The sequence below is a fragment of the Pseudomonas sp. SWRI50 genome, from assembly GCF_014269095.1.
In the GTDB taxonomy this organism is placed as follows: domain Bacteria; phylum Pseudomonadota; class Gammaproteobacteria; order Pseudomonadales; family Pseudomonadaceae; genus Aquipseudomonas; species Aquipseudomonas kermanshahensis.
Map to the genome: position 1 here is coordinate 1 of NZ_JABWRW010000005.1, position 24,910 is coordinate 24,910.

General features: G+C 65.8%; 24 protein-coding genes. All 24 read left to right on the forward strand.

Annotation, left to right across the window (positions count from 1 at the left end; translation table 11 throughout):
* Window positions 1-600, forward strand: a 600-nt coding sequence (locus HU750_RS07265) for a biotin-independent malonate decarboxylase subunit beta (RefSeq protein WP_186677999.1), incomplete at its 5' end; no start/stop codon positions are given.
* Window positions 597-1,388: a biotin-independent malonate decarboxylase subunit gamma gene (mdcE, locus tag HU750_RS07270; RefSeq protein ID WP_186678003.1), complete on the forward strand. Its 792-nt coding sequence runs from the start codon at window positions 597-599 to the stop codon at window positions 1,386-1,388. The genes HU750_RS07265 and mdcE, both read left to right, overlap by 4 nt.
* Window position 1,389: 1 nt before the next feature.
* Window positions 1,390-2,004: a malonate decarboxylase holo-ACP synthase gene (locus HU750_RS07275; protein WP_186678006.1), complete on the forward strand. Its 615-nt coding sequence runs from the start codon at window positions 1,390-1,392 to the stop codon at window positions 2,002-2,004.
* Window positions 2,001-2,921, forward strand: a complete 921-nt coding sequence (mdcH, locus tag HU750_RS07280) for a malonate decarboxylase subunit epsilon (RefSeq protein ID WP_186678008.1) — start codon at window positions 2,001-2,003, stop codon at window positions 2,919-2,921. Before HU750_RS07275 ends, mdcH begins: the two co-directional genes overlap by 4 nt.
* Before the next feature lie 62 nt (window positions 2,922-2,983).
* A complete protein-coding gene (gene madL, locus HU750_RS07285; protein ID WP_186678009.1) occupies window positions 2,984-3,406 on the forward strand; it encodes a malonate transporter subunit MadL in 423 nt (140 codons plus the stop codon).
* Between the two features lie 2 nt (window positions 3,407-3,408).
* Window positions 3,409-4,173, forward strand: coding sequence for a malonate transporter subunit MadM (gene madM / locus HU750_RS07290; protein ID WP_186678010.1), 765 nt, complete (start codon window positions 3,409-3,411; stop codon window positions 4,171-4,173).
* A gap of 271 nt (window positions 4,174-4,444) precedes the next feature.
* The gene (gene mnxG / locus HU750_RS07295; protein WP_186678011.1) at window positions 4,445-10,312 is read left to right on the forward strand and encodes a manganese-oxidizing multicopper oxidase MnxG; all 5,868 of its coding nucleotides are present in this window, start codon (window positions 4,445-4,447) and stop codon (window positions 10,310-10,312) included.
* Between the two features lie 18 nt (window positions 10,313-10,330).
* Complete coding sequence (locus HU750_RS07300) at window positions 10,331-12,322, forward strand: cytochrome D1 domain-containing protein (protein WP_186678012.1); 1,992 nt, start codon at window positions 10,331-10,333, stop codon at window positions 12,320-12,322.
* Window positions 12,319-13,011: an SCO family protein gene (locus HU750_RS07305; protein WP_186678013.1), complete on the forward strand. Its 693-nt coding sequence runs from the start codon at window positions 12,319-12,321 to the stop codon at window positions 13,009-13,011. Before HU750_RS07300 ends, HU750_RS07305 begins: the two co-directional genes overlap by 4 nt.
* Window positions 13,008-13,673, forward strand: coding sequence for an SCO family protein (locus HU750_RS07310; protein WP_027593475.1), 666 nt, complete (start codon window positions 13,008-13,010; stop codon window positions 13,671-13,673). The genes HU750_RS07305 and HU750_RS07310 overlap by 4 nt, the downstream gene beginning before the upstream one ends.
* Window positions 13,674-13,761: 88 nt before the next feature.
* Window positions 13,762-15,333: an ABC transporter substrate-binding protein gene (locus HU750_RS07315; protein ID WP_186678027.1), complete on the forward strand. Its 1,572-nt coding sequence runs from the start codon at window positions 13,762-13,764 to the stop codon at window positions 15,331-15,333.
* 12 nt (window positions 15,334-15,345) lie between these two features.
* Entirely contained in the window at window positions 15,346-15,987 is a 642-nt protein-coding gene (locus tag HU750_RS07320; protein WP_186678030.1) for a SurA N-terminal domain-containing protein, read from the forward strand.
* Window positions 15,988-16,235: 248 nt separating this feature from the next.
* Window positions 16,236-16,769, forward strand: coding sequence for a response regulator (locus HU750_RS07325; protein WP_172960411.1), 534 nt, complete (start codon window positions 16,236-16,238; stop codon window positions 16,767-16,769).
* A 61-nt stretch (window positions 16,770-16,830) separates the two neighbouring features.
* Window positions 16,831-18,501, forward strand: a complete 1,671-nt coding sequence (locus HU750_RS07330) for a GspE/PulE family protein (RefSeq protein WP_186678033.1) — start codon at window positions 16,831-16,833, stop codon at window positions 18,499-18,501.
* Window positions 18,482-19,276, forward strand: a complete 795-nt coding sequence (locus HU750_RS07335) for a hypothetical protein (RefSeq protein ID WP_186678036.1) — start codon at window positions 18,482-18,484, stop codon at window positions 19,274-19,276. Before HU750_RS07330 ends, HU750_RS07335 begins: the two co-directional genes overlap by 20 nt.
* 1 nt (window position 19,277) lies before the next feature.
* Entirely contained in the window at window positions 19,278-19,820 is a 543-nt protein-coding gene (locus HU750_RS07340) for a pilus assembly protein (RefSeq protein ID WP_186678039.1), read from the forward strand.
* Complete coding sequence (locus tag HU750_RS07345) at window positions 19,807-20,370, forward strand: GspMb/PilO family protein (RefSeq protein ID WP_027593468.1); 564 nt, start codon at window positions 19,807-19,809, stop codon at window positions 20,368-20,370. The genes HU750_RS07340 and HU750_RS07345 overlap by 14 nt, the downstream gene beginning before the upstream one ends.
* Window positions 20,370-20,879 carry a hypothetical protein gene (locus HU750_RS07350; protein WP_186678043.1) on the forward strand — a complete coding sequence of 170 codons (510 nt, stop codon included), beginning with the start codon at window positions 20,370-20,372 and terminating at the stop codon, window positions 20,877-20,879. Before HU750_RS07345 ends, HU750_RS07350 begins: the two co-directional genes overlap by 1 nt.
* On the forward strand, window positions 20,876-22,741 hold the full coding sequence (locus HU750_RS07355; RefSeq protein ID WP_186678053.1) for a secretin GspD/PilQ domain-containing protein: 1,866 nt from the start codon (window positions 20,876-20,878) through the stop codon (window positions 22,739-22,741). Before HU750_RS07350 ends, HU750_RS07355 begins: the two co-directional genes overlap by 4 nt.
* Window positions 22,738-23,211 (forward strand): prepilin-type N-terminal cleavage/methylation domain-containing protein, encoded by a 474-nt coding sequence (locus HU750_RS07360; RefSeq protein WP_186678055.1) that lies wholly within the window; start codon window positions 22,738-22,740, stop codon window positions 23,209-23,211. Before HU750_RS07355 ends, HU750_RS07360 begins: the two co-directional genes overlap by 4 nt.
* 5 nt (window positions 23,212-23,216) lie before the next feature.
* Window positions 23,217-23,591: a type II secretion system protein gene (locus tag HU750_RS07365; protein ID WP_085272959.1), complete on the forward strand. Its 375-nt coding sequence runs from the start codon at window positions 23,217-23,219 to the stop codon at window positions 23,589-23,591.
* Entirely contained in the window at window positions 23,566-24,093 is a 528-nt protein-coding gene (locus HU750_RS07370) for a type II secretion system protein (protein WP_027593463.1), read from the forward strand. Before HU750_RS07365 ends, HU750_RS07370 begins: the two co-directional genes overlap by 26 nt.
* The gene (gene csgE / locus HU750_RS07375; RefSeq protein ID WP_085272957.1) at window positions 24,090-24,491 is read left to right on the forward strand and encodes a curli production assembly/transport protein CsgE; all 402 of its coding nucleotides are present in this window, start codon (window positions 24,090-24,092) and stop codon (window positions 24,489-24,491) included. The genes HU750_RS07370 and csgE overlap by 4 nt, the downstream gene beginning before the upstream one ends.
* Window positions 24,488-24,901 carry a curli assembly protein CsgF gene (locus HU750_RS07380; protein ID WP_027593461.1) on the forward strand — a complete coding sequence of 138 codons (414 nt, stop codon included), beginning with the start codon at window positions 24,488-24,490 and terminating at the stop codon, window positions 24,899-24,901. Before csgE ends, HU750_RS07380 begins: the two co-directional genes overlap by 4 nt.
* The last annotated feature ends 9 nt before the right edge of the window (window positions 24,902-24,910 follow it).

A 24,910-nucleotide genomic window follows, 5' to 3' on the forward strand; every position in this document is an offset into this window, starting at 1 on the left:
AGCATGGGGGAGGTGGGCGGGGCGAAGATCGCCGGTGCACTGGAACTGGCCATCGAAGACAACCGTAACGGCACCCCGACCTGCGCCGTGCTGCTGCTGGAAACCGGTGGCGTGCGCCTGCAGGAAGCCAACCTGGGCCTGGCGGCAATCGCCGAGATCCAGGCCGCGATCGTCGAGCTGCGCAGCTACCAGCCGGTGATCGGCCTGATCGCAGGCTCGGTCGGCTGCTTCGGCGGTATGTCCATCGCTGCCGGCCTGTGCAGCCACCTGCTGGTCACCCGTGAAGCGCGCCTGGGCCTCAACGGCCCGCAGGTCATCGAGCAGGAAGCGGGCATCGCCGAATACGACGCCAAGGACCGCCCCTTTATCTGGAGCCTGACCGGTGGCGAGCAGCGCCATGCCAGTGGGCTGGTCGACGGCTACGTGGCCGATGATGCAGATGCAATACGCCAGCAGCTTGTGCACCTGCTCGACACCCCCGCCACAGACCGTGCTCGCCGCCACGCCTGGTACCTCGAGCGGCTGTCGCGCCTCGGCGATGACTGCCCGCAACTGAATGCCGCCGCCGTATGCAGCCTCTACCAAGGAGAAGCCAAATGAACCGAGCCATGAACTGGCTGCCGGGCCTGGCCGGCGGGCAAGTGCTGCCGGGTTACCCCGCGTCGCTGCAGGTGATCGACGGCGAACTGGACAACCGCCTGGCACGCTTCATTGCCGTGGTGCCCGATGGGCACAACCCGTTCCCCCGGGCGCGTGCGGGCGAGGTCGGCTTGCTGGAAGGCTGGGGGCTGGCCAAGGCGGTGAGCGAAGCGGTCGCGGCAGACCGCGACGGCGAGAAGCGGGCCATCGTCGCCGTCATCGATGTGCCCAGCCAGGCCTATGGCCGCCGCGAAGAGGCGCTGGGCATTCACCAGGCGCTGGCCGGTGCGGTGCAGGCGTATGCCGAGGCGCGCTTGGCCGGGCACCCGGTGATTGGGCTGCTGGTCGGCAAGGCGATGTCTGGCGCCTTCCTCGCGCATGGCTATCAAGCCCAGCGCCTGATCGCGTTGGACGACGCTGGGGTGATGGTGCACGCCATGGGCAAGGCCGCTGCCGCGCGCATTACATTGCGCAGCGTCGAAGCGCTGGAGGCCCTGGCCGCCGAAGTACCGCCGATGGCCTATGACCTCGACAGCTATGCCTCGCTGGGCTTGCTGTGGCGACGTCTTGGCGTGGACAACGCCGAGACGCCAAGTGCGGCCGACCTGGCCAAGGTACGTACCTGCCTGGCCGAAGCGGTGCGCGATATCGGCAACTCGACCGACCTGTCATCTCGGCTGGCGGGCGAAAACCGGCGTGCCTCCCGCGAGGTGCGCGAACACTTGCGCCGTCAGTGGCAGGGGGCCTGAGATGAATAGCCCACGCGCGCACGACCTGCTGTGGGGGTTGCCCCTTTGCGCGCTGCCTGAAGATGCCCCGCAGTGGGCGCATCAGGTGGTGGCAAGCGGTCAGCCGGTGGTGGTGCGCCGCGCCGCCTGCGCTGACGGCTGGGTGGCGGTGGGCCTGCGCGGCCTGAGCCGGGATCAGCGGCTGGGCACACAGATGCGCCTGGCCGATATCCAACGCCTGCAAAGCCCTGAGGCCCTGCGCTGGCGAGCACCGAGCCCGTGGCCTGCATTGCAGGCGTTGGCCTCGGTGGCCCCGGTGCTCGATACCACCGGGCTGGCTTGGGGGCCGACAGGTGGGGTGGGGTACCAACTCGCCACCGAGACTGGCGTGTTGCACCTGGCCAGTGATCTGGACGTGGTCGTGCGCACGCCACACCCCCTGGCACGCACAAAAGCACGGGAACTGCTGGACATACTGGACTGCGCGCCATGCCGTATCGATGTGCAATTGGAAACACCGGCAGGTGCCGTGGCCCTGCGTGAGTGGGCCGGTGTTGCCCGCCGCGTACTACTCAAGTCGCCCCATGGCGCGCGCTTGGTGGCTGACCCCTGGGCTGCCTGGGGGTGTGCGGCATGAGCAGCTTGTTCGCGTTCCCCGGCCAGGGTGCCCAGCAGGTAGGCATTTTGCACCGCTTGCCCGAGGGGGCCGGCCCACTGTTGGAGGAGGCCAGCGATACGCTGGGCCATCAGGTGCTGGGCCTGGACAGCGAGCAGGCATTGCAGAGCACCCGGGCCGTGCAGCTGTGCCTGCTGCTGACCGGGGTGGCCTGGGCGCGCCGACTGCTGCAGCAAAGTCCCGCCCCCGACTATGTGGCAGGGCTGTCGATAGGGGCGTATCCCGCCGCGGTCACGGCCGGTGCGCTGGCGTTCGCCGATGCCGTGCGCCTGGTTGCCCTGCGCGGTGAGTTGATGCAGCGCGCCTATCCGCAGGGGTATGGCATGACCGCGCTGAGTGGCCTGGACCTGGCCAGTGTCGAGCGCTTGCTGGTGGAGGCGGGCGGTGAGGTCTACATCGCCAACCTCAACAGCGAAAACCAGATCGTCATTGCCGGCAGCGAGGCGGCCATGGCTGCGGTGGCCCAACGCGCGCGCAGCCTGGGCCAGGGCGTCGCGCGGCGCCTGGCGGTCAGCGTGCCGTCCCATTGCCCACTGCTCGATGCCCCGGCTGCGGAACTGGCCGAGGCCTTTGCTGCGGTCGAACTGCGAAGGCCCATCATCACCTACCTGAGCGGCAGCAGTGCACGGCCGATCCACGACCCGCAACGCTTGCGCGACGACCTGGCCGGCAACATGGCGCGGGTGGTGGACTGGCGTGCCACGTTGCGCAACGCCTATGAACGCGGGGTGCGCCTGCACTTGGAAATACCACCGGGCAGTGTGCTCAGCGGCCTGGCCCGCCAGGTGTTCGCCAATGGCCGCGTGGTAGCCATCGAGTCCACTCGGCTGGATAGCGTCGACGCCTTAATGCGTCAGGAGGTGGCCGGCAACCGATGACCGTGCTGTGCAACGCGAAGGACAACAACAAGCAACTTCGACAACACCTGAGGACAACAACAATGATTATTTATGGTGTGGCTCTGCTGGCAGTGTGCACGCTTGCCGGCGTTATCGTCGGCGACTTCCTGGGCGTGCTGCTGGGCGTCAAATCCAACGTGGGCGGGGTCGGTATTGCCATGATCCTGCTGATCTGTGCGCGGCTGTACATGCACCGCCACGGCGGCATGAGCAAGGAGTGCGAATTCGGCGTCGGCTTCTGGGGCGCGATGTACATTCCGGTGGTGGTGGCCATGGCGGCCCAGCAGAACGTGGTCACGGCCCTGCACGGCGGGCCGGTGGCGCTGCTGGCGGCTGTCGGCGCGGTACTGGTGTGTGGCGCGACCATCGCGCTGATCAGCCGCAGCCACCGCGGTGAACCCTTGCCCGCACTGGAGCCCACACCCGAAACACCTGGGCAGGTTGCCCCTGCAGGAGGGCGCTGATCATGTGGCCGATCGTTGACAATGCCTTGGAACACAACGGCCTGGTCACCGCGTTCGCGGTTGTCGGGGCGATCATGTGGTTGTCGGTACTGATGTCCAAATACCTGACGTTCGGCCGGGTGCACGGCTCGGCGATTGCCATCGTCATTGGGCTGGTGCTGGCCTGGGTTGGCGGTACCGTGACCGGCGGGCAAAAGGGCCTGGCGGACATGGCACTGTTCTCTGGCATCGGCCTGATGGGTGGGGCGATGCTGCGCGACTTCGCCATCGTCGCCACGGCCTTCGAAGTGCAGGCCACCGAGGCGCGCAAGGCCGGGATGATTGGCGCCGTTGCGTTGCTGCTGGGCACGGTGCTGCCGTTTATCGTAGGTGCGGCGGTGGCCTATGCCTTCGGCTATCGCGATGCCGTAAGCATGACCACCATTGGCGCGGGCGCGGTGACCTATATCGTCGGGCCGGTGACGCGGGCCGCGCTGGGTGCGAGCTCGGACGTGATGGCCTTGTCGATAGCCACCGGGTTGATCAAGGCCATCCTGGTGATGGTGTTCACCCCGGTGTCGGCCCGCCTGCTGGCCCTGGACAACCCGCGTTCGGCCATGGTGTTCGGTGGCTTGGCAGGGACGGTGTCGGGGGTGACCGCAGGCTTGGCGGCCACGGACCGGCGGCTGGTGCCGTACGGCGCGCTGACCGCGACCTTCCATACCGGCTTGGGCTGCTTGATGGGCCCTTCGATCCTGTATTTCTGCGTGCGCGGCTTGATCGGCTGACCCACCCTTCACGCCCTCTGTGTAGGAGCAGCCTTGCGCTGCGAAGAGGCCCTTACTAGCGGCGACTATCTACGGTGTTGTCACCGACCTCTTCCCAGCACAGGGCTGCCCCTACCCGCAGCCCCATCCCCCGAATCGGGGAAAAGCGCTGGGGAATCCTCCCCAATCTGTTTCGGTTAGCCCTGTAACTCACCAAAAAATATAACAATTCTCATCTGGCATATACCTTGCTCAACCTCCACGCAGAGACCCTGTGTTCCGGAGGTGCAGCATGTCGACCCCGCTCAAAGGCCCCGTCCTGTCATCCCTTGTCCTGGCCCTGCTCGGCTGGGAAGCGACCAGCGAGGCAGCTGTGCAGTGCCAGCGCACCCTGGTTGCCAATGTGGTCGCACTGGACCAGCCGCTGATGTTCAACCGCCTTGGCGCGCAAAACGCCAATGGCATGATGTTCGCCCTGCGCGAAGATGTCGTGGACGAGCACCAGGTCCCGCTTGGCAAAGGCGGAGCCGCAGTGCCTGGCAAAGTCACCTTGCGCCCGGACAAACGCCCACGGCCAATCGTCTTGCGGGTCGCTGCCGGTGACTGCCTGACCGTCAACCTGACCAACCTGCTGGCCTACCAGGCCAACCCAAACAAGCACGGTATCGACCACGAAGAAAACGAGGCCGAAGGTGAGGAAGAAGAAGGGCCGGAAACCGAATTCGAGAATGAAGGCGGTGAGCACTTCGTTGCGGATGAGCAAGTCAGCGACCGCCACGTAGGTTTCCAGGTTAACGGCATGCAAGCCGTCAACAGCATTGGCGACATCGCCGCCAACACCGGCCGCAATGGCAACTTCCTGGTGTCGCCGGGCAACACCCGCAGTTACACCCTGTACGCCGAACGCGAAGGGGCCTTCGCCGCAACCAGCCAAGGCGCGACCTTCGGCGGCCAGGGCGGAGCCGGCAACGTTGCCAACGGCTTGTTCGGCCAGGTGGTGGTGGTGCCCAAAGGCGGGCGCACCTTCCGTAACACCCTGACCGAAGAAGAAATGCGCCTGGCCACCACCGGCCGCACCCCCACAGGCCAACCTGTCATCGATTACCAGGCCCGTTACCCGCAGGCAGAGCCGTGGATCACCGAAGGCAAGGCCGGCAAGCCGATCATCGCGATGGTCGATGGCAACGAGATTCTCAACAGCGAGACCGATGCCATCGTCATGGGCCCCAACCCAGACGGCAGCTTCCCCCGCTCGACCTACCCACTGGAGAGCGTCAACAAGCGCAACCCGGCGCTGCCCAACCGGCTGGATGCGTTCCGTGATTTCGCCTCGCAGTTCGCCGACGAAGTGGCCGGCACCCAGGCCTTCCCCGGCTACTGGGCCGACCCGATCATGGGCCACGTGCTGGAGCCGACCCGCGATTCGTTCATGATCAACTACGGCTCGGGCGGCATGGGCGCCGAGGTGGTGGCCAACCGACTGGGCGTGGGCCCGATGCATGACTGCCTGTCGTGCGCCTACGAGGAGTTCTTCCTCAGTGCGCACACCGTGGGCGATATCGGCACGCTGGTGGACGTGCCAGCCAACGTCGGCCTGGAGAACATCCGCCCCGGCGAAACCCCACCGGCTAATGCCGTGGGCGTCAAGGCCAGCATGGCCCTGTACCCGTCGGAGCCGGCCAACGTCCACCACAGCTACATTGGCGACTTCACCAAGTTCCGTAATACGCACAATGGTCATGAGCAGCACATCTTCCACTTGCACGGCCACCAGTGGCTGTTCAACCCTAACGACGACAACTCCGATTACGTGGACGCCCAAGGCATCGGCCCGGGCATCGGGTACACCTACGAGATCGCCAACGGCGGCTCTGGCAACCGTAACCGCGTAGCCGGCGATGCCATCTATCACTGCCATTTCTACCCGCACTTCGCCCAAGGCATGTGGGCCATGTGGCGGGTGCACGACGTGTTCGAGGAAGGTACCCGGCTGGAGGTCAGTGGCCAGGATGCAAACGGCTTCCACAGCACGCCGTTTGCCCTGCGCAGTGGCAAGCCAGCCGTCGGCGCACGGGCATTGCCGGACGGTGAAATCATTGCCGGTACGCCGATCCCCGCCATCGTCCCGCTGCCGGGCAAAGCCATGGCGCCGATGCCGGGCAAAGTGGTCGTGGTGCCTAAGCTTGCAGAGCAGTGGGTGGCCGCAAACGAGCAGGACGATGATGAAGAGGAAGAAGAGGGCGACGATGACCATGGCCACGGGGCAGCTGCGCCCAAGGCTGTCGGCTCCTTGGCCCTGGTCGACCGTAGCGAAACCAACCGCAACGCCGACGGCACCTTGAAAAACCCAGGCTACCCGTTCTGGATCGGAGGCATGGAAAGCAGCGTCGGCCAGCGCCCACCGACCCCGCCGCTGGACATGCTCGACCCTGCGCTTGCCCAGCAACTGAAGAACAGCGGCAATGCCCTGTGGGCCAACCTGGACCCCAACCAGGTCGATGGCTGGGATGGTGGCCTGGGCCGGCACGCGCTGGATGGCATCTCGGCAGGTGGCGAAGCACTGACCACCACCACCAAGCTGGACTTCTCCAAGGTGGTGCATAAAGCCAAGCCGATCTACCTGCCGGAAGAGGGCACCGAAGTCGAACAGGCGGCCATGAAGTTTCACGCCAAGGCTGAGCACCCCAGCTATGCGCTGATGCCGGGCAGCCAGCCGGTGGCGCGCAACTTCCGCACCAATGGCGCCTTGCCGACGGCCGGGGCACCGTTCTTTGAACCGTGCATGGACGACCGCGGCAAGCGCCTTACCCAGACCTCGGGCATAGGCGAGTTCGCCAGCGGTGAAAGCCTGACCGGCATGAGCTTCCGGGGTGCGTCTGCCTTCACCGCCGACCGCCCACGCATCTATAAAGGCGCCAACATTCAGTTTGATGCGGTCTACAACAAAGTCGGCTACCACTTCCCGCAGGCGCGCATCATTGCCCTCTGGGAAGACGCTTGGCCAGTGATCACCAAGCAGCGCCCACCCGAGCCGCTGGTGATGCGCATGAACACCTTCGATTGCACCATGTACCAGCACACCAACCTGATCCCGTCCATTTATGAGATGGACGACTACCAGGTGCGCACCCCAACCGACGTGATTGGCCAGCACATCCACCTGCCCAAGTGGGACCTCACCGCGGCCGATGGTTCTGCCAACGGCTGGAACTACGAGGACGGCATTCTTTCACCCGGCAGCGTGGTCGAGCGCGTGCATGCCATTCGCGCCTACAACGGTTGCACCGAAGGCGATAGCCGAGACGGCACCGCCGCCTGCCCAAGCGCCAAGCAGCACCCGTACTTCGGGCGCTTTGGCCGGGCCGACTGGCTGGGCGCGCGTACCGCCATGCAGCGTTGGTTCGCCGACCCTGTGGTCAACGTGCACAACGTCGACCGCGGCCTGGGCACCATCTTCACCCACGACCACCTTGGCCCATCGACCCACCAGCAACTGGGCCTGTACGCCACGGTACTGGCCGAACCTGCCGGCTCCACCTGGTACCACGCCGAAACCGGCGAGCAGCTGTACAACCCGGCTGCGCGCCAGGACGGTGGGCCAACCTCGTGGCAAGCAGTGATCAAGACCGGTGACCACGATGGCGACGGCAAAAACGACAGCTACCGTGAGTTCTTCCTCGAGTACAGCGACTTCCAGCATGCCTATGAAGCCGGCGTGTACGTGGGCGCAGGGCCGGACGGTATTCCCAATGGCCAGTCGTACCCGGCCACGGCCGACAGCTTCCGCTACGCCATCAACCCACCGGTCCGGCAGAAAGCCTCGTCGCTGCTCGAATCGGTGGTCGAGTCGCGCGGTGGCCTGAGCCCTGGCTGCCCAAGCCGGCCGTGCCCACAAGCCATTTCGGTGGATGACCCAGGCATGTTCGTCGTCAACTACCGTAACGAACCGCTGGCCCTGCGCGTGTTCGACCCCAACAAAGTGGCCCCGGACGGCAAACGCGGCATGCAGGCCGACGGCCTGGGCGGTGACCTGAGCTATGCCTTGCAGAGCCGCACCGACCGTGCCATCCCAGCGATGAACATGGCGCCTTCGGCGATCACTTCGGCGGTCGGCCCAACCGGTGGCACCACGGTGTTCCCGCCGCACATCAACACCGCCGGTAGCGAGCCCGGTGACCCGTTCACGCCGCTGCTGCGCACCTACTCGGGTGATAACGTGCGCTTGCGCATGCATGCCGGTGGCCATGAAGAGGAGCACAACGTCACGCTGCACGGCGTCAAGTGGCTGCAGAATGGCTCGGGCTTCGGCAGCAGCTCCAACTCGGGGTGGAAGGCATCGCAGATGATCGGCATCTCCGAGCAGCTGGGCTTCATGGCGCCGGTGTCGATGATTTCCAGCGCTGCGGCCACCAATGGCGACTACTTGTACTCGCTGGACGCGGCACTGGAAGGCTACTGGAACGGCATCTGGGGCATCATGCGCAACTACACCACCTTGCGCCCGGACCTGTTCCCGCTGTCGAACAACCCGCAGCCGGTGGCCATGCGCAACACCGTAAACTTTGATGGCATCTGCCCAAAAACCACCACCAACGCCAATGGCATTGGTACCCGCGCCACGGTCAAGCGCAGCTACGAGATCGTTGCCGCACTGGCCAACGACATTCTGGAGAACCGCCACGGGGTCAGCATCACCGACCCGGCCGGCGTCGGCCAGCATGTCGGTGGGCCGCTCAAGCCTGGCGGTGGCACGCTGGTGTTCAACAGCCGCAAGACCAGCATCCCGCAGGTGACCGTGGTGGATGAGGAGGACGGCACCACCTTCACCGTTGGCGGCCACAGCGCACCACTGCACGACCCGACCGCGGTGCTGTATGTGCGCAAGGCAGACCTGGACGCGACCACAGGCAAGCTCAAACCCGGCGTGCCGGTAGAGCCCCTGGTGCTGCGCGCCAATGCCGGCGACTGCATCAGTATCACCCTGGAAAACCGCCTGCCGCTGGTGATGCCCGACCTGCCAAGCACGGCCGTGATGCAGAACGTGGTCAAGCGTGACCGTAATGGCAGTGAAGGCTCCACGGCGTTCAACAACAACCTGATGCGGCCGTCCAGCCATGTTGGCCTGCACGCACAGCTGCTGGCCTACGACATCACCAAGTCCGATGGTGCCAACGTCGGCCTCAACCCGGTGCAGACCGTGCCGCCGCGTGCCGGCAACAGCGGTGCCTACCCAAGCAAGGTGTACCAGTACTACGCCGGGCACCTGGAGCGTGAAGGCAAGCCGGTGCTGCAACTGGGCCGCACGGTGGACAACATCAACACCACGGCGATCGAATTCGGCGGCCTGAACCTGACCCCGTCCGATTTCATCAAGCAGCCGCAAAAAGGCCTGGTGGGCGCCATGAGCATCCTGCCGCAAACCGCCACCTTCACCGAGGACACCGCCAGCCGTGCCCAGGCCACGGTAAAAGTCAGCGGCCAGCCGGACTACCGCGACTTCGTCACGGTGTGGCAGCGCTCGATGAACATGCGCTGGGCTGACGGCCGCCCCGTGGAAGGTATCGCTACTGAAGGCAATGGCGTGCCGGGCGATCCGAAGGACAACGGCAACATGGCCATGAACTACAAGACCGAACCGCTGTGGTTGCGCTTTGGCATGGCGCCGGACGCACCGTTCGGCCACGCCGACGGCAATGGCTTCGCCGATGTGCCAAACGCCCACATGGCCTACAGCAACGCCCTGGTCGGTGGCGACCCGCAGACGCCCGTGCTCTGGGCCAAGCCTGGCCAGCCGGCACGCAGCCATGTGCTGATGCCCAGCGGTGGCAGCCGCGGCATCACTTACCAGCTGGACGGGCACCTGTGGCCACTGCACGCCTACCAGGCCGAGAAGAACGACGCCGATGGCTACCCGATGAACCTGCCAGGCATCGGTTCGGTGCGCTTCGGCTTCAACCCGATGTCGATCTACATCGGTGCCCAGGAAAGCGTACTGCCGGCGGCGCACTTCAGCTTCATGCTGCCCAGCGCGGGTGGTGCCAACGCGGTGCCGGGGGACTACCTGTTCCGCGACTATGCCGCCTACGGCAACCTTTCGGGGCTGTGGGGGATTTTGCGGGTCAGCAACGAAGCGCCGCCCGCAACGGCTGCGCCACAATAACGACACTGGAGTGCGAGCATGAACAAGAAGACTCGCCCTGCTTACTTGGGGGTACTGCTGGGAGTGGCACTGATCGGCCTGGGCGTGGCGTATGAGCAGCTCTGGTGCGACCCACGCGAGCTGCTGCAGGAGCCTGCCGACCCGCAGGTCCTGCACCGGCTCAGCCGGGACGGGGTGACCGTGGAGTTCGAGGCGCGGCCGCTGGCCGGGGGCGAGCTGCGCGAAGGCGCCTTCGCCAACGTGCGCTTCAAGGTCAGCGACCAGGCCAGCGGCCAGCCGCTGTCGGGCATGGCGCCGGGGGCCTGGATCGACCCGGCCCAGTCGGCACCGGTCGGCGACCGCGACCAAAGCTGCAAGGCCCGTGTCGCGCTGTTTCTGAAAAGCAGCATTGGCGCCCGGCCGTTGCTCGACCTCAACAGCTACTTCCTGTTGATGCTGAACAAGGACGCCAGCCTGACGGTCATCGACCCGACGGTTTCGGTGGGGGGCGTCACCAGCACCATGGCCCGTATCGAACTGCCAGGCAGGCCCATGGACTGGGCGGCCACCGGCGACGACAAGCAAGTGTTCGTGTCGATCCCGGAGCGCGGCAAGGTGTCGGTGATCGATACCGAGACCTTCACCCGCGTGGCCGACCTGGATGCCGGCGACCAACCGACGCGGGTGGCGCTGCAACCGGACCAGCATCGGCTGTGGGTCGGCAACAACAGCAGCGACCCGGCCAAGGGCGGGGTAACGGTGATCGACGTGCCCGGGCGCAGCACCCTCAAGTCCTTCGCCACTGGCTCCGGGCACCACGAGATCGCCTTCAGCAGCGACTCGCGCTACGCCTTTGTCAGCAACCGCGACAGCGGCACCTTGAGCATCATCGACATCCCTGAAATGCGTCTGGCCAAGACCCTGGAGGTGGGGCCGCACCCGCTGTCGGTGAGCTACTCGGCGCTGTCCCAGGCGGTCTATGTGGTCGACGGCCAAGAAGGCACGGTGCGGGTCATCGATGCCCGCAGCCATCAACTGCGCCACACCGTCACGGCGGAACAGGGCCTGGGCCCGATGCGTTTTAGCAGCGACGGGCGCTACGGCATCGTGCTCAACACCCTGGAGAACCAAGCCTTGGTGATCGATGCCAGTACCGACACGCTCATCCACCGCATCCCGGTGGCGGCCGAACCCTACCAACTGACCTTTACCAAGGGCTATGCCTACGTCCGCGGCCTGGCCTCGCCCAAGGTCAGCATGATCAACCTGAGCAGCCTTGGGGAAGGGCGTTCGCCGATCGTCCAGGGCTTCGACGCCGGCCCTGCCGCGCCGCGCCAAGCCGGTGATCTGCCGCTGGCACAAGGGTTATCGGTGTCGCGTGACGACAACTCGGTGTTCGTGGTCAACCCGGTAGACAACACCACCTACTTCTACGCCGAGGGCATGAACGCGCCGATGTCGGGCTACAACAACCGCGGCCACCAGGCCCGCGCCGCCATCGTCGTCGACCGCAGCCTGCGCGAGGTGGCCCCAGGGGTGTATGGCTCGACGGTGAAGCTGCCGGCGGCCGGCAAGTTCGACGTGGCCTTCCTGCTCAACCAGCCGCAAATCATCCACTGCTTCAGCACCGATGTGGGCGAGGCGCCGAATGCCCGCAAGCACAAGGGCGCGCATGCCGAGTTCCTTGGCCTAGAGCAGCCTTTGCCGCAGCACAGCGCCTTCACCGCACGGGTGCGCATCGTCGGCGACGACGGTGAACCGCGCCTGGGCCTGAACGACCTGAGCCTGCGCTACTTCCTGGCGCCGTCGTCGATGCCGCGCAACCTGCGCCTGGAAGAAGTGGGCGAGGGTGTCTACCAAGCGGCCTTGACCCTGCCCGAAGCCGGCGCCTGGTACCTGCATGTGCAGTCACCGTCGCTGGGCCGCAAGTTTGCCGAAGAGAATTACACCAGCCTGCGCGTCCTGCCGGCCTCGGCCTCCACGGCGTCCCAAGGGGACGCTTCCCAGATGCAAACCAGGAGTGTGCGATGAACGCCAAGCATGCTTTCACACGGCTGGGCCTGAGCCTGGCGCTGCCCCTGTTGTTGTCCAGCAACCTGGCCTTGGCCCATGCCGGGCATGACCACAGCGGCCATGCCGAGCAACCGCCCGCCGCGCGACAGGAGAAAGCCAGTGTGCGCTTTGCCGATGTCTCGCTGCTGGACCAGGACGGCATGCCCGTGCGCCTGGAGAAGGACCTGGTCGGCGATCACCTGGTGGTGATGGGCTTCATCTACACCAGTTGCACCACGGTGTGCCCAGTGGTGTCGTCGATCATGGGCAAGGTCCAGCAGCAGTTGGGTGGCCGTGTGGGTGAAGAAATCCATCTGGTGTCGATCAGCGTCGACCCCCAGCGAGACGATTCCAAGCGCTTGCAAGGCTACGCCAAGGCCTTCCAGACAGGACCGGGCTGGAGCTGGCTGACCGGTACGTCGTACGCCATCACCGAAACCCTCAAAGGCCTGGGCAGCTTCAGTGCCGACCTCAGCCAGCACCCGCCGCTGATTCTGGTGGGCGATGGCCGCAGCGGCCACTGGACCCGCTACTACGGCTTCACCGACCCGGCGGTACTGGTCGCGGAAATCAACCGCCTCAGCGCACGCCGGGTGCATGCCAAGAGCACGGCCATCGCCGAACACCATGCCGACCACACCGGTGACCATAACGAGGTGCAACCATGAGCCATCTGATCTCACGCCGCGCCGGCATGCGCGGTCTCGACTGGCTGGTACTGGGCGGTTGCCTGTGGATTCTTGCCTCGGTCGCATTGGCCCATGAAGGCCATGCCCAGCAGGCGCCCGAGCCACAGGCAGCGCCCCAGGCGATGACCAGCGGCGGCGGCACCCGCGATGCCCAGACCTGGTTCACTGACACCGTGCTCAAGGACCAGAATGGCCGCGACCTGCGCTTCTACAGCGATGTGCTCAAGGACAAGGTGGTGATGCTTAACGTCATCTTCACCCACTGCACCGACGCCTGCCCGTTGATCACCCGCAAGCTGCGAGAGGTACGCGAGGCCATGGGGCCGGCGTTGGCCGGGCAGGTGACGTTCGTCTCGATCAGCAGCGACCCGCTCAACGACACCCCGGCGGCGCTCAAGGCCTTTGCCGAGAAGCAGGGCGTGGACGGCCCCAACTGGCTGTTCCTGACTGGCGACAAGGCCAGTGTCGACCTGGTCCTGGGCCGCATCGGCCAGTTCCTGCCCAGCCCCGAACAGCATTCCACGCAGCTGATTGCCGGTGACGTGGCAGGCAAGCGCTGGAGCAAGATCCGCCCCGATGCGCCACCGATGGCGATCGCGCAGCGCATGCAGCTGCTGGCCCAGCCGCTGGCAGGGCGGTGACATCATGAACCTTGCGCTGGCCAATGCCCTTGTAGGAGCGGCCTTGCGTCGCGAAAGGGCTGCGCAGCGGCCCCAGATTTTGGTGTCGATGCAGAGACTGTTGGGGCTGCTGCGCAGCCCTTTCGCGACGCAAGGCCGCTCCTACAAAAGCCTGGTATGCGTGCTAGGGCTCACTCTGTGCGGCTCAACCTTTGCCCTCGACCTCACCGAACACGAACAGGCCGGCAAGCGTCTCTACCGCGAAGGCCAGTCGAGCAGCGACGCACAATTGCTGGCACGCGTCGGCTCCAGCGACATGAGCGTTCCTGCCAGCGTCTTACCCTGTGCAAGCTGCCACGGCACCGACGGCCGCGGCCGCGCCGAAGGCGGTGTACGCCCGCCGAGCCTCGACTGGCAACGCCTGGCCCTGGGCCAGGGCGAGCGGCAGGCCAATGGCCGCAGTTACCCGCCTTATACCGACGCCAGCCTGGCCAGGGCGATCCAGCAGGGGGTGGACCCTGCCGGCAATCGCCTGGACGCCGCCATGCCGCGTTTCGATTTGACCCTGGCCGACCAGCGCAACCTCACCGCCTACCTCAAACGCCTGGCCGATGAGCGCGATCCGGGCGTGAAGGAGGGCGTGCTGCGCCTGGGCACCTTGCTGCCGGGCTCCGGGCCGCTGGCCGAAGCAGGGCACGTGGTGCGCGCAGTACTGGAAGACGGCCTGGCGCAACTCAACCAGCAAGGCGGTGTGCACGGGCGGCGCCTGGAACTGGTGGTGCTCGACCCGGGCAGCGACGCCGACAGCGCCGAGCAGGCCCTTCGCCAATTGCTGGACAAGGAGCAGGTGTTCAGCCTGATTACCCCGCTGGCACCTATGCTCGATCAGCGACTGACCACCGTCCTGGCGCAGCAGAACGTGCCGCTGATCGGCAGCACCCCGCGCAGTGGCGGCAGTGCGCAGATCTTCGACCCGCTGCCGGGCTTGCCTGCGCAACTGCTGAGCCTGGCCGGCCACGCCCGTGACGCCTTGGGCCTCGCCCCAGATGGCTTGCGTGTGGTGTATGCCGGTGACGAGCAAGCGCCGCTGGCCGAGCAGGTGCGTGAACAGCTTGTGCAGCAAGGCTGGGCCCCCGGCGCCCTGCAGCCCTTCGATGGCCAGGCGGTGGACGGCCAGGGCATCGTCTTCGTTGGCCGCGCCCAGGTCTTTGCCGAGTTGGCTGCCGCGTTGCAGGCGGCAGGCCGCCAGCCATACCTGTTTGCAGCGTCCAGCCAGGTGGTCGGGGCCGTGGCGAACTTACCTGCGCAGTGGTCGCAGCGCGTCTACCTTGCCTACCCATTCGTGCCCGAAGACTGGACCGAGCAAGGCCTGGCGACCCTCGCCGGGCTGCAACAACGCCAGGGCCTGGACCCGCGTCAGGCGTCCTTGCAGGTCAACACCCTGTGCGCCCTGCGCTTGCTGACAGAGGCCCTTAAACAGATCGGCCGAGATGCCAGCCGCGAGCAACTGATCACGGCCCTGGAGGGCCTGCACGACGTCACTACCGGCCTCACGCCAGCCCTGGGCTTTGGCCCCGGTCGCCGGCAGGGCATGGCCAGTGCCCACGTGGTGGCGGTGGCCTTGCCCGGGCCGCGCTTCACCTCGGTCACCCCGTACCGGCCAGTGCCGGACACCCCTTGAGCGGAGGTTGCCATGCGTACCCTGTTGCTGTGCCTGTTGCTGCTGGTCGCCAAGGCGAGTTGGGCCGATGTGCCGGCCGCGCGGGTAAACGGTGTGGAGATCGATGTGATGCGCCTTGAGCGCTACTTCACGGAATACCTCGAAGCCCAGGGCCGCGCGGTGGCCAGCATCCGCAACCCGACCCTGTACAAGCGCCTGCGCGACCAGGCCTTGGACGAGCTGATCGACAAGGAGCTGCTGTGGCAGGAGGCCCAACGCCAGGGCATCGGCATCAGTGATGAACAGGTGTCTGCCCAGGTTGGTGAAGTGGAGGCGGCGTTTGGCAGCCCGACAGTGTTTGAACGGCGTCTGGCGCAGGCAGGCTTCGATAGGGCAGAGTACGCTGATTACACCCGCCGCGAGCTGGCTGCCCAGCGGGTGTATGCCCAGCTCAGCGCGGTCGACGCGCCCAGCCAGGCCGAGGTGGAGGCCTTCTACATGGCCAATCGACAAAGACTGCAAGGAGCGCAGAACCAAAGTGATAACCCTTCTGTCATACGTGAACAGGGCCTGGTCTTGGCCAGGATCTCGCTCATCGGGCAATTGCAGGCGCAAGCGCGGCAAGCTGTGCGCCAACGTTTGCGCGAATCCGCTAAAGTGGAAATCGCCGACTGAAGGCCCCGATGGCGTTTCCCCAAAGCTGGGGAATAACGACTTGGCAAAGTGCCATCAGGTTCCCCGGATGTGGGGAACCGGGCGAGCTCGCCTGCTCGCCGCGCCTGGGGTGATTTCGGGCACCCTTGCCAGATCAACGACTTACAGTGGTGCAGCATGACTATTCACGCCTGGCACGAAGCCTGCTCAAGCCTTATCAAGGCCGCACTTCGCAGACCGGGAAACCGGGCAGTTTTGGGGAGTCGACCTTGGTGAACAGAGTATTGGTAGTCGATGACGAACAGACTCTTGCGCAGAACCTGCAGGCGTATTTGCAGGCGCAAGGCCTGGAAGTTCATGTTGCCCACGACGGTGCCAGTGGTATCGAGCAGGCTGAACGCCTGGCACCGCAAGTGATTGTGCTGGATTACCGCTTGCCCGATATGGAGGGTTTTCAGGTACTGGAGACCGTGCGCAAGAACAGGCAGTGCCACTTCGTGCTGATCACCGCCCACCCGACCGCCGAGGTCCGTGAGCGAGCCGCCGAACTTGGCGTGACCCATGTCCTGTTCAAACCGTTCCCGTTAGCGGAACTGGCGCGCGCGATCCTCGACCTGATGGGCATCGAGCGCCGGCGCAGGGCCACGGACAACCCGGCAGAAGGGTTCGTCGAACGACGCCAGACCAGGAACGAATCGTTCCCCCTGCAGTTGTACGATGGTAGCTGGGTACTGGCCGACCGCCGCCGTAATGGCGCCAAGCCCCCAGGTCCGGATGACGAACAACTGCTCACAGGGGAATAGCGGCGCCCGCTGCCCTGGCTGAGCCAGCCTGCGACGCGCCCCCTGAGCGGAGTCGCAGGCCATGCCCGAAGTACTCGAGATTGCCGGTTTTACACGCGAGCTGCTGGCCCAGGCCCGTTTGCAAGCCAGTGACGAACGCCTGCTCAATTGCCTGGAGCGCCTGGCCAACGACACCCCGGACACCTTCACCCGCCGCCTCGGCATCACCCTGCATTACCCCGTGCTGCACAGCCAGGCGCTGCTGGCCAGCACCCCTCGCTTCGACAAGGTCAGCCTGGCCCAGTGCCTGAAACGCGAGTTCGTGCTGATCGAGCAGGGCGGCGAACTGATGGGTGTGTTCGCCGACCCCTTCGACCCTGCGCGCCTGGCCTGGATCGACGATGTGCTGCAAGGCGCGCCGCTGTACCTGGCGCACGCCGCCGAGCTGGCGACGTTCCTGGCCCGCCATGAAGAAAGCTTCCACGCGGTCGATGCGCTTGACCACGACAGTGAAGCCAGCAGCGAAAGCGACCCGCTGCAACGCCTGTCGCTGACCAGCATCAGCGAAGACCAGAGCCGCGTGGTCAAGCTGGTCAACTCGACCCTCTACGACGCCCTCAAACTGCACGCCAGCGACATTCACCTGGGCATGACCGGCCAGGGCCTGACCATCAAGTACCGTATCGACGGTGTGCTCAACGGTGCCGGCAAGGCCAGCGGCAGCGCCTTCGCCGACCAGGTGATCTCGCGCATCAAGGTCATGGCCGAGCTCGACATCGGCGAGAAACGCGTGCCCCAGGACGGTCGTTTCAAGGTCGCCGTGGGTGAGCGGCAGATCGACTTCCGGGTCTCGATCATGCCCAGCATCTTTGGCGAAGACGCCGTGCTGCGGGTGCTCGACAAACAGGACCTGTCCGACAAGGTAAGCGGCGTGCAGTTGCAGGCCCTGGGCTTTGCCGACGAAACCCTGCGTGCCTTGCGCCGGCTGGCCGCCGAACCCTATGGCATGATCCTGGTCACCGGCCCCACCGGCAGCGGCAAGACCACCACCCTGTACGCCATGATCAGCGAGATCAACCACGGCGTTGACAAGATCATCACCATCGAAGACCCGGTCGAATATCAACTGCCCGGCGTGTTGCAGATCCCGGTCAACGAGAAGAAGGGCCTGACCTTTGCCCGCGGCCTGCGCTCGATCCTGCGCCACGACCCGGACAAGATCCTGGTCGGCGAGATCCGCGACCCAGACACTGCACAGATCGCCGTGCAGTCGGCCCTGACCGGGCACCTGGTGTTCACCACCATCCACGCCAACAACGTCTTCGATGTGATCGGCCGCTTCAGCCAGATGCAGGTCGACCCCTACAGCTTTGTCTCGGCGCTCAACGCCATCCTGGCTCAGCGCCTGATTCGCCTGGCCTGCCCGCACTGCGCCAGCGCCTGCGAAGTGGACGATGAAACCCTGCTGGCCTCGGGCCTGACACGCGCCGCCGTGGCCGGCTGGACGTTCGTCCGCGCCCAGGGTTGTGGCCAGTGCCGCGGCAGCGGGTATCGCGGCCGCAGCGCCATCGCCGAGCTGCTGCACCTGGACGATGACCTGCGGCAGATGATCGTCGAACGCCGCCCCCTGTCGCAGATCAAGACACTCGCCTGCCAGCGCGGCCTGCGCTTGCTGCGGGCCTCGGCCCTGGACCTGGTCCGTGACGGCCGCACCACCCTTGAGGAGATCAACCGTGTCACATTCATTGCGTGATCGTGCTGCTCATAAATACTGTGCCGTGCTCGGCGCCGAGGGTGTTGGCCTGGGTTGCTGGAAAGGCAATCAGCACCAGTGGCTGGGCAGCCGCGAGTTCAGCTGCGACGCCGCCCAACCGGCCTGGGAAGCTGCTGTCGAAGCGCTGGGCGCACTGCTGGCCGAGCACGCCGTACACGGCGCCCAATTGCGGGTGTTGCTGTCGGCCCGCTACAGCCGCTTCTGCCTGGTACCGTGGAGCGATGCCATTGGCCATCCACGCGAGCTGGATGCTTATGCGCGGGCCTGCTTCGAAAACCTCTTCGGCCAGTCGCTGGGTGACTGGCGCATCGTCCTCTCGCCGGAGCCGGCAGGTGCCGCACGCATTGCCACGGCGTTGCCCGAGGCCTTGCTGCAACGGCTGCAGGCGCTGGGCCGGGAAAGCCGCCTGAGCCTGCGCTCGGTGCAGCCGTACCTGATGGCGGCCTACAACCGTTGTTCGGCGCAGCTGGCACAAGGCGACTTCCTGTTCGTCCTCGCCGAGCCGCGCCGCAGCGTGCTGTTGCTGGCTGCTGGCGGTGCCTGGCAGCAGGTGCTGGCGCAAGGCTGTGCCGATACCGACCAGGCCCTGCAAGCGTTGATCGAGCGTACCTGCGAGCTGTACGGCGAGCATCTGCCACGGGTCTACCTGCATGCGCCCGGCCGCGGCGATGTGCCGCAACTGGCAGCGGTGCAGCTGTGCCAGCCGGCCAGCGAAGCCGACCCCCTGTGCGCCATGTGGCGGGCGGTGGCCTGACATGCGCCGCCTCGACCTGGAATTCCAGCCCCGCCGCAATGGCGCCTTGGCTTGGTCGCTGCTGACCCTGGGCTGTGCAGGGGTGGCCGCACTGGTGCTGCTGCAACACCACCTGCAGGGCGAGCAAGTCGACCTCGAAGGCCGCCTGCACAGCCTGGAGCTGCAACTGGGCCGGCGCCCAGCCACCGCTGCGCCGCAAAGCAGTGCAGCCAGCCGCGAGCAGGCCGAGCGCCTGGCGCAGATGCGCAATGTCTCGCAGCAGCTGCAACGGCCCTGGCAGCAGCTGTTCGCCATGCTCGAAGCACTGCCGCAGGACGATGTGGCGCTGCTTGGCCTGACCCCGGACGCTCGCAAGGGCCAGGTCCGCATTGCCGCCGAGGCGCGCAACCTGGAGGCGATGCTGCAGTACCACCAGCGCCTGGAGGCCAGTGCCGAGCTCAGCGATGTTTCGTTGCTCAATCACGAGGTGATGGTGAGCCAGCCGGAGCACCCGGTGCGTTTCACCCTCACTGCCACCTGGGAGACCGGCCATGCGCGCCCCTGAACCGCTTAGCAGCCTGATCATTCAGGAGCACCTGCGCCGTATCGGCCCGGTGGGCCTGGCCGCCGTTGCCGTTGGCCTGCTGGTGGTCGGCGTGGCGGTGGCCGGTGTATTGCCGCAATGGCAAAGCGTGCGCGAACTGCGGGCCAGCGAGGCAGACGCCAGTGTGCAAGTGGGAAGGGTGCAACGCGGCGAGCTGAAAATCGCGGTCAAGCCCGAGCAGCAGGCCCTCGACACCCTGCGTCAACAACTGCCCGGTCAGCCGCAGGCCAGCGAACTGATCGAGCGCCTGTATCACCTGGCCAGTGCCGAGCACATCAGCCTGGCACGCGGCGAGTACGCCCTGGGCATCGACCCGAAAACCCAGTTGGCGCGCTACCAGATCGTGCTGCCGGTCCGCGGCAGTTACCCGCAGATCCGCGGCTTCCTCAAGGGCCTGCTTGGCCAGCTGCCGACCTTGGTGCTGGAAGACCTTGAGCTGCAACGCAAACGCATCGGCGACAGCGAGCTCAACGCCCGCCTGCGCATGACCCTCTACCTGTCGAGGTCGTGATGAATACTCAACGTGGGTTGGTCTGGCTCGGGTTTCTTGGGCTTTCTGCCGCGCTGGCGTGGGCGCCTGGGCATTGGTTTGGCCAGCAAGTCGAGGACGCCCCAATCGCCGGCAAGCCGGCTCCCACAGGTTCGGGGGTGCCCATGGAACCGGTGGGAGCGGGCTTGCCCGCGAATAGGCCAGAACAGGCCTCCACCGACCTGTTCCCGAGCCAGCGCTGGACCAAACCCAAGGCCCTGGCCACCGTCACCGAACAACCGATCATCGCCACACCCGTGGTGGTTGCCGCACCCACGGCACCGGCGTTGCCCTTCCAGTTCGTCGGCCGCCTGGGCGATCGCGACGACCTGCAGGTGTTTCTGCAGAGCGGCGAAAAACTCTACGTCGTGCGCCAGGGCGACGTCATCGAAGACACCTACCGCCTCGACCGGGTCTCGGCCAACGAGCTGAGCCTGGTCTACCTGCCTTTGCATCAGTCGCAGACCTTGTCTGTCGGGAGCGCACCATGAAGTCATCGAAGCTGTGCAAGCCTGCTCCGTTCCTGCTGTTGGCGCTGTGCGTGGCCATCGCCGGCTGCGGCTCCAGTGCGGTACGCGAAGACAGCGCAGAACTGATGAAGGAGGGGCAGTACGAAGCCGGCATCGCGCGCCTGGAAGAGGCCCTGCGTGAAGACCCGCGCGACACCGAACTGAACATCGCCCTGGCCCATGGCCGCCAGGCGGCGGTCGAGGCACTGCTGAGCCAGGCCGACAGCGACCGTATCCGCCACGACTTTGCCGGTGCGCGCATGGGCTACGGCCGGGTGCTGAGCATCGAGCCCAACAACCGCCGTGCCCAGGAAGGCATCCGTCAACTGGAGCTGATCCGCACCCTCGACGAACGCGTCGCCCTCGGCCAGGCGGCCCTGCGCCAGGGCGACCTGTTCGGTGCCGAGCGCTACATGCGCGAAGTGCTGCGCCTGGACCCGCAGAACCAGAAGGGCATGACCCTGCGCAGCGACATCGAGAACGTCCAGGCACGCACCGCGCAGCCCTTCCCGCAGCTGCGTAGCAAGCTGGAGCGCCCGGTCACCCTAGAGTTTCGTGATGCCAACCTGAAGACCATCTTCGAAGTGCTGTCCCAGGTTGCCGGCATCAACTTCATCTTCGACAAAGACCTGCGCCCAGACATGAAGGCCACCATCTTCGTCCGCGACGTCCGCATCGAGGACGCCGTGGCCCTGCTGCTGGAGCAGAACCAGTTGCGCCAGAAGATCGTCAACGACAACACCCTGATGATCTACCCCGACTCGCCGCAAAAGGCCAAGGACTACCAGGAACTGGTCATGCGCACCTTCTACCTGACCAGCATCGACGCCAACACGGCGCTGAACATGGTCAAGACCATGCTCAAGACCCGCGACGTGTTTGTCGACGAGCGCCTCAACACCTTGACCATGCGCGATAGCCCCGACGCGGTGCGCATGGCCGAGAAACTGCTGCAGTCCCAGGACCAGTCCAACCCCGAAGTGGTGCTGGAAGTGGAGGTTATGGAGGTGGCCACCTCGCGCATCCTCGACCTCGGCCTGCAATGGCCCAACACCTTCGGCGTGCTGACCTCCGACGGCAAACCGGTCAGCGTGCTGGACCAGTTGCGCGGCATCGACTCCAGCCGCATCAGTATCTCGCCGGCCCCACAGGCCAAGATCAACGCCCAGGACAAGGACATCAACACCCTGGCAAGCCCGGTGATCCGCGTCAGCAACCGTGAGCAGGCACGCATCCACATCGGCCAGCGGGTGCCGATCATCAGCGCCACCTCGGTGCCGTCGACCCAGGGCCCAGTGATCACCGAAAGCGTCACCTACCTGGATGTGGGCCTGAAGCTTGAAGTGCAGCCTACCGTGCACCTGAACAACGAAGTGGCGATCAAGATTGCGCTCGAGGTCAGCAACGCCACCCCACTGGAGGCCACGCGCCAGGGCACCATTCCGGTTCAGGTCGATACCCGCAACGCCCAGACCAGCCTGCGCCTGCACGACGGCGAAACCCAGGTACTGGCCGGGCTGGTGCGTAACGACCACAACGCCAGCGGCAACAAGATCCCCGGCCTGGGCGACATCCCCGGCCTGGGCCGGCTGTTCGGCAGCAACAAGGACGACATGAGCAAGTCCGAACTGGTGCTGGCGATCACCCCGCGCATCGTGCGCAACCTGCCGTACCAGAGCCCGTCGGACATGGAGTTTGCCACCGGCACCGAGTCGAGCCTGCAAGTCCGCCAGATGGCGCCGCTGCCGCCAACCGATGTACCGGGCAATACGCCGTCCGGTGACACGCCGGTAGTGGAAAGCCAGATGGCCGTGGTGCCTACCAACGGGAGCCCGCGGCCATGAAACGCGGCATGCAAGGCTTCAGCCTGATCGAGGTGGTGCTGACCCTGGCACTGCTCGGGCTGCTCGCCAGCATGGCCGCGCCGCTGACCGAAACCGTGGTGCGCCGGGGCAAGGAGCAGCAACTGCGCGAGGCGCTGTATCAGATCCGTGATGCAATCGATGCCTACAAGCGCGCCTTTGACGCCGGCTACATCGAAAAACGCCTGGATGCCAGCGGCTACCCGCCCAACCTGCAGGTGTTGGTCGACGGGGTGCGTGATGTGCGCAGTGCCAAGGGGGCCAAGTTCTACTTCCTGCGGCGCATCCCCCACGACCCGCTGCTGGCGGCCAAGGAGGACGATGAGGGGGGCTGGGGCCTGCGTGCCTACGACAGCAGCCCCGACAGCCCACGGGAAGGCGAAGACGTCTTCGACGTGTATTCCAAGGCCCGTGGCAAAGGCCTCAACAATATTCCCTACGGGCAATGGTGACGGCCATGAAACGCAGCCGAGGCTTCACCCTGATCGAACTGCTGGTGGTGATGGCGATTATCGCCACGCTGATGACCATCGCCATGCCGCGCTACTTCAACAGCCTGGAAAGCTCCCGCGAGGCCACCCTGCGCCAGAGCCTGGCGGTGCTGCGCGAGTCGTTGGACCACTTCTATGGTGACACCGGGCACTACCCCGATTCACTGGAGCAGTTGGTCGAGCTGCGCTACCTGCGCAACACCCCGGTGGACCCGATCACGGAACGCAGCGATGCCTGGCAACTGGTGCCACCGCCAGAAGGTGTGGCCGGTGGCGTGGCCGACATCAAAAGCGGCGCTACAGGGAGGGCGCGTGATGGCAGCCTCTATGCTGAATGGTAAAGCCTGTGCCGGCTTCACCTACCTGGGCGTGCTGCTGCTGATCGCGGTCAGCAGCGTGGCCCTGGCCGCCACCGGGACGGTCTGGTCGAGTGCCGCCCAGCGCGACCACGAGCGCCAGTTGCTGTGGGTCGGCAGCCAGTACGCCCAAGCCCTGCGCAGCTACTACCGGGCATCGCCGGGGCTGGCCCAGTACCCCCAGGACCTGGCCGACCTGTTGCAGGACAACCGCTTCCCCGAGGCCAAGCGGCACATCCGCAGGCTCTACCCGGACCCGATCACCAACAGCGACGACTGGGGCCTGCTGCGCTCGATCGACGGCCGCATCACCGGCGTGCACAGCCGCTCGGACGCCACCCCGTTCAAACGCAGTGGCTTTGCCGCCGAGTGGTCGGGCTTCGAAGGGCTGGAGCACTACAGCGACTGGCAGTTCGTCGCCGAGCAGGCGTTCGCCGACAGCCCCAATGGTGCCCAGCCCCATGCCGGCCCGGGAGACACGCCATGAACCGCCTGGCTGCGCTGTGCCTGAGCCTGTTGCTGGCGAGCTCGCTGAGCAGCGCGCTGAAGGCGGCTGAAGAGGACGAGATGATGGGTTTTATCGTCGACAACACCATCTCGCACATCGGCCACGATTTTTACTACTACTTCGCCGACCGCCTGCGTGCCACCAGCCGCCTGGACTTCAACCTGGTAGTGCGCGAACGCCCGGATGCCCGCTGGGGCAGCCTGATCACCGTGGAGTTCGAGCGCGACGTGATGTACCGCCGCTTCCTGCCACCCAACACCACGGAACTCAAAGAAGAGGCCGTCGCGGCCGCCGACCTGGTCAAGCAGCAGATCATCCAACGCAAGTTGCAACGCCTGCTGCAGGACACCACCGATCTGGAGAGGGACGAGCTATGAAAACCCGCATTCCCCGTTGCATCGCCGCCTGCCTGCTGGCCAGCGCCTGTGCTGCCCAGGCCACCGAGCTGGTGTACACCCCGGTCAACCCGGCCTTCGGCGGCAACCCGCTCAACGGCACCTGGTTGCTGAACAACGCCCAGGCGCAGAACGACTACGACGACCCCGACCTCAAGGACCGCGCGTCTGCCTTCTCGGGCACCTCGGCCCTGGAGCGCTTCAGCAACCAGCTGGAGTCGCGGATGTTGTCGCAGCTGCTGGACAACATCAGCAATGGCAGCACCGGAAGCATGGCCACCGATGCCTTCCTGATCGACGTTATCGACGATTCAGGGGCGCTGAGCATCAAGGTCACCGACCGCGCCACAGGAGAAATTTCGATCATTGAGGTCAGCGGCCTGAACCCCTGAGAGGGAAAG